The organism is Streptomyces sp. UNOB3_S3, assembly GCF_020740895.1.
In the GTDB taxonomy this organism is placed as follows: Bacteria; Actinomycetota; Actinomycetes; order Streptomycetales; family Streptomycetaceae; genus Streptomyces.
This window is the reverse complement of record NZ_JAILXP010000447.1, coordinates 1-5411: the sequence shown is the minus strand read 5'-3', so window position 1 is coordinate 5411 and position 5411 is coordinate 1. Positions and strand designations below refer to the sequence as shown.

At 71.7% G+C, this 5411-nt stretch carries 4 protein-coding genes and 1 pseudogene; 2 read left to right on the top strand and 3 right to left on the bottom strand.

Translation table 11 applies throughout. From position 1 onward, the window contains the following. The 3 genes and pseudogenes from K6I33_RS31345 to K6I33_RS31335 form a co-directional block, all read right to left on the bottom strand. A pseudogene (locus tag K6I33_RS31345) lies at positions 1-318 on the bottom strand (hypothetical protein); the annotation flags it as partial. Between the two features lie 73 nt (positions 319-391). Then, the gene (locus K6I33_RS31340) at positions 392-1069 is read right to left on the bottom strand and encodes a YoaK family protein (RefSeq protein WP_229357934.1); all 678 of its coding nucleotides are present in this window, start codon (positions 1067-1069) and stop codon (positions 392-394) included. 93 nt (positions 1070-1162) lie between these two features. Next, positions 1163-2599 (bottom strand): WGR domain-containing protein, encoded by a 1437-nt coding sequence (locus K6I33_RS31335; protein WP_229357933.1) that lies wholly within the window; start codon positions 2597-2599, stop codon positions 1163-1165. A gap of 331 nt (positions 2600-2930) precedes the next feature. On the opposite strand from K6I33_RS31335, the gene K6I33_RS31330 reads away from it, so the two are divergent. Continuing rightward, on the top strand, positions 2931-3161 hold the full coding sequence (locus K6I33_RS31330; RefSeq protein ID WP_229357932.1) for a hypothetical protein: 231 nt from the start codon (positions 2931-2933) through the stop codon (positions 3159-3161). Positions 3162-3442: 281 nt separating this feature from the next. After that, positions 3443-5411 (top strand): APC family permease (locus tag K6I33_RS31325; protein WP_229357931.1); only part of this gene is annotated, 1969 nt, incomplete at its 3' end.

The following is a 5411-nucleotide window of genomic DNA, read 5'->3' as shown; positions in this document are numbered from 1 at the left end:
CGCGCCCGCCACCACGGCGGCTCCCACGGGCGTCCACCACCAGGCGTCGCCGCCCCTCCCCCGGGTGCCCATCCGGTGGGCGAGGGTGGCGGCGGGCATGACGAGCAGCGGGGTGAGGATCGCGGAGAGGACCGCGAGGACGGCAAGCCAGAGCGGCAGGGCGAGAACGGTCAGCGCGGGGCTGTCCGCGTCGGGGGCGAGATGCGTGATCCCCCACAGGAACAGGACGGTCGCCACGAGCGATATCCCGACGACCAGCCCCGCCCACGAGGCGGCGAGCGCCGACCACGTCCATACCCTGCGACCTGCTGTTCTCATGTGCACGCAGCCATGATGCGCGGCCGGTTCGGGCGCCCGGAGGCCGGGGCGGCAGCGGCGGTCCGACCGGTCGTCAGGTGAGCGCGGCCAGCGTGACCACGGCCAGCGACGCCGTCGCCGCTCCCAGCGCGGCGGCGGGCCCGGGGCCGAGGTGCAGGGCGGCGCCGCACAGGGCGCCCGTGAACATTGCGGCGAGGGAGGCGAGACGGCGCACCCTGGGCGCGCCGAACGGGTCGTCGGCGAGGCCGGTGATCGTGAAGGTGAGGACGGTGGTCTTCAGGTCGGGCACGGCGATCCTGCGGACGACAGCGTTCTGCATCCCCATGCCACAGGCGAGGAGCGCGATGAGCGCTGCCTGTACGCCGCCGCTTCGGTGACCGGTCGTGAGGACCACGGCGAGGGCCGCGCCGGTCAGGGCGGTGTGGGCGGCGGTGACGGAGACGAACAGCCGTCCCTGGGAGGCGATCCGGCCGGCCGCGCGCCCGGTCGCCCATGCTCCCGCGATGAAGAAGCCGACGGCCAGCAGGGAGTGCCGGGCCGACAGGTCCGCGGCACCGGCCAGGGCGAAGCCGAGGAAGACGACGTTCCCCGTCATATTGGCGACGAAGACGTGGCCCAGTCCGAGGAAGCTCACGGCGTCGACGATTCCGCTGACGACCGTCAGCAGGACGAGGAGGGCGGGCAGGGCGCCGTACCGGTTGGTGCCGTCCGGGAAGAGCCGCTCGGCGGCCCGGTGCAACATCTTCGTCATACGGTGTCCTCGGCCGGAGCCCGGTGCGGTGCACGCGCGGCGGAAGGCGGTCGTAAGGAGCCGCAATGGGCCGCGACAGGCCTCAATGGGCCGTCACAGTATGCGCTTGATCTCGCCCCGGACCCGGTAGAACCCACCCGACGCGGGCGAGAGCGCCTCGACGACGTAGCGGGCGCCCGGCAGGCGTACGGCGCGCGGGAACTGGACGTTCCATGTGGGGTCGTAGCCGTCGGAGACCACGTGGACGCGCAGTCGTCCGCCCTGCTGGACGCATTCGACGACGATGCCGCCGGCGGGCACCGCCGATACGGTCCGGACCGTGGTGGCGGGCGCGTACGTCGGCAGGGCGGCGGCCGACTTGATGTCGAGGGGCGTGGGCACGATGCCGGACTGGGCCGCCGCGATGGCCGTCTCGCTCGCGTCGACGCACACCAGGGAGCCGTCGGTGGTGACCATGTACAGCTTCTCGTCGAGGTACTGCATGGACAGGGCCGAGCCGCTGCCCGTGCCGAGCTTCCACAGCCGTGTGCCGTCCGCGGCGAAGCAGTAGACGGACGAGGACGAGTCGCCGGCGAAGACGTAGCAGCCGCCGGGGGCGGTGGCGCAGGAGTAGACCGCCGTGTCGCAGAGGTATGTGGCCTCTATGGCGCCGTCGGTCTTGGCGAGACGCTGGACGACGGTGCGGTTGGTGCCCGCGTAGACGGCGTGGTCCTCCTGCCAGCCGAAGAGCACCGCGCCCGTGGTGCGGGTGTGCCACAGCTCGCCGCCGCCGTCCTGGGCGTAGGCCGTGACGCCGGCGCTGTGGCCGTGGTAGACGGCGCGCGCGTCGCGGCGGACCATCCAGGCGTGGGAGCCGGTGCTCCTGCGCGACCACTGGTGCTCGTCCTCGTGGTCGATGACCGTCAGCCCGCCGTCGCGGTCGGCGACGTTGAGGATGCCCTCGTGGATGTCGAGCCAGAAGATGTCGACGTCGGAGGCGATCCGGTACGCGGCGAAGGGCAGCTTGGCGGAGAGGTCGTAGACGGTGCCGTCGTCGCAGCCGGCGTAGATCCAGAAGTCGTCCGCGACGAGGCACTTGACGCCGTCGGGGAGCCGGTAGCGGGCGAGGACCTCGCCGTCGTGGCCGAGGGTGTACACGTCGCCGTCCTGGTTGCCGACCCAGCAGCGGTCCTCGTCGATGTGGATGCCGAACGCCGGGGCGCCCGTGCGGAACCGCCACAGCACCGGCGCGACGGCCCGGGCCGTGGAGGGCGCGGAGGCGACCTGGCGGCGGGTCACCGGGCGGGCGGCGCGGCCGCCGGGCACGGCGGGGGCGTAGCCCTTGCGGACCTTCTCGCCGACCTTCTTCGCCGCGGCGGCCCGGGCCCGCTCGGCGCTGGGGAAGGCGGAGGTCTGGGTCGTGCCCGCGGAGCCGATGCGCCCGTAGCGGACCGTCACGGTCGTCGCGTCGACCGTGACCTCGTAGAACTTGTGCGCCCCGCCGCCCTCCTGGGACAGCTCCAGGTAGGTGGTCGTCCTGGTTGCGGACATGGCTCGGCCCCTCTCCCCGCCGGCCACGGTGACCGGCTGTCAGCTGGGAGAAACGCTAGGGCCGACCACTGACAACCGGCCCTGGCGCGGGAGAGGAGTGGCCGGGGCCGTCCCCGGCCGCTCTGTCGCTTTTCCGACGTCCGCGCGCGATGCGCGAGCCTCCGTGGACGCTTCAGACTCTCCTCCCCCACCGTCCCGTTACGGGTTCTCCCTCGATCGGGCGAAGACCACCCGATGGACTTCCAGGCTCCACAGGGCCCGCACTAGGGTTCGGGAACCCCACGGGTTCCCGGCGATGACGCGGCAGCGCGTCGGAAAGGGGGGAGGCACTGTGTCCGTATACAAGTACCGGTGCGATAAATGCGGTATCACCTGGGACGAGGTCTCCACGAAGCACCAGGCCCAGCTGGAGCGCGACCAGCACCGCAGGGACGCCCACGGTGGCGGGGCCCCCGACGGTGACAGGATCGAGGGCACCGACCCCGGATCGTGGCCCTCCGCGGGCACGCTGATCGTGACGCTGGTCGCCGTCGTGCTGCTCCTGGCCTACAGCCGCCGCTAGGTCCGGCGTCCGCCGCCCGGACCACACAGCCGTCGCCGGGCCTCGGCCCGCAGCCAGTTGCCCGGGGCGGCCCGCCGGGCGACGAGCACGACCTGGGGCGGCGGGTCAGGACGGCGTCGAGGTCCGTCTCGGTGAACTCCGCTCCCCGGTGGGTGAGGGTGCGGCGGGGCACGGTCTCCAGGCCCTCGGCCAGGGCGTCCATGGCGCTCCACCGGGGGAGGCCACGCCGCACAGCCCCACATATCACCGTATGACGGTCATATAAGACTTAGGCTCTCGCCATGGTCAAGATGACGGGGCTTCTGAAGCGGCTGGCGCTCGGCCGGGCCATGCGCAGCGAGGAACTCCACGAGACGCTGCTGCCCAAACGGCTCGCCCTGCCCATCTTCGCCTCCGACCCGCTCTCCTCGGTGGCCTACGCCACCCAGGAGATCCTCCTCGTCCTCACCCTCGGCGGCATGGCGTATCTCCACTTCACACCGTGGATCGCGGCCGCCGTGGTGGCGCTGATGGCGGTGGTGGTGCTCTCCTACCGCCAGGTGGTGCACGCCTATCCGAGCGGTGGCGGCTCCTACGAGGTGGTCTCGACGAACCTCGGGGACTCGGCCGGTCTGGTGGTGGCCGCCTCGCTGCTGGTCGACTATGTGATGACGGTCGCGGTGTCCGTCGCCTCCGGGGTCGACAACATCATCTCGGCGGTGCCGGAGCTGGCGGAGTTCCGGGTGCTGATGGCGGTCGGGTTCGTCGCCGTGCTCACCGGGGTGAACCTGCGGGGGGTGCGGGAGTCGGGGCAGGCCTTCGCCGCGCCCACGTACCTCTTCATCACCGCCGTGCTGATCATGGTGATCACCGGGCTGTTCCGCTGGACGGTGGGTCACCCCCCGGTGTCGGAGAGCGCCGGGTTCGGCATCACCGCCGACCCCCGGGACGCGGGGCTGGCGGGCTTCGCCCTGGTCATGCTGTGTCTGCGCGCCTTCTCCAGCGGCTGTACGGCCCTGACCGGCGTGGAGGCGATCTCCAATGGCGTCCCGGCCTTCCGCAAGCCCAAGTCGAAGAACGCCGCCGCCACGATGAGCGTCATGGGCATCATCGCGGTGGCCATGTTCGTGGGGGTCACCGCCCTCGCCCTGATCACCAAGGTGCACATCACCGAGGACTCCTGCCGGCTCACCGGCCTGTCCGGCGACTGCACCTCGTACACCCAGCGCACCGTGATCGCCCAGCTGGCGGCGGCCGTGTTCGGCGGGGAGGGCAGCCTCGGCTTCTACGTCGTGCAGACCGCCACCGCGCTGGTGCTGATCCTGGCCGCGAACACCGCCTTCAACGGTTTCCCGCTGCTGGCGTCGATCCTGGCCCAGCACCGCTATCTGCCGCGCCAGTTGCACAACCGGGGCGACCGGCTCGCGTTCTCCAACGGCATCATCGCGCTGGCCCTGGCGGCGGGGCTGCTGCTGTGGTTCTACCGCGCGGACGTCACCAGCCTGATCCACCTCTACATCCTGGGCGTCTTCACCTCCTTCACCCTCTCCCAGACCGGCATGGTCCGGCACTGGAACCGCGAACTGCGCACGGAGACCGACGCGATGCGGCGCCGGCGCGGTCAGGTGGCCCGGGTCATCAACGCGTCGGGGGCCGTCGTCACCGGGCTCGTGCTCGTCATCGTGCTGGCCACCAAGTTCATCCAGGGCGCCTGGCTGGCCGTCGTCGCCGCGATCGTGCTGTGGGTGATGATGCGGGGCATCCGCCGCCACTACGACACCGTCGCCGCCGAGCTCGCCGTCGCCGATCCGCGCGCCGAACTCGTCCGCCCCTCCCGGGTGCTGGCCATCGTGCTGGTCTCCACCCTCCACAAGCCGACCCTGCGCGCCCTGGCCTACGCCCGCGCCTTCAGGCCCGACCAGTTGGAGGCCCTCACCGTCGCGGTGGACCGTGACGAGACGAAGTCCCTCGAACGGCAGTGGGAGGAACTCGACACCGACGTCCCACTGAAGGTGATCGCCTCCCCGTACCGCGAGATCACCAAGCCGGTCGTCGAGTACGTCCGTTCCGTACGGCGCGAGAGCCCGCGCGACGTGGTCGGGGTGTTCATCCCCGAGTACGTCGTGGGGCACTGGTGGGAGCACCTGCTGCACAACCAGTCCGCGCTCTGGCTCAAGAGCCGGCTGCTGTTCACCCCCGGCGTCATGGTCACCAGCGTGCCCTGGCAGCTCACCTCGGCCGGCCGCGCCGACCACCCCGCCCGCCGTGCCC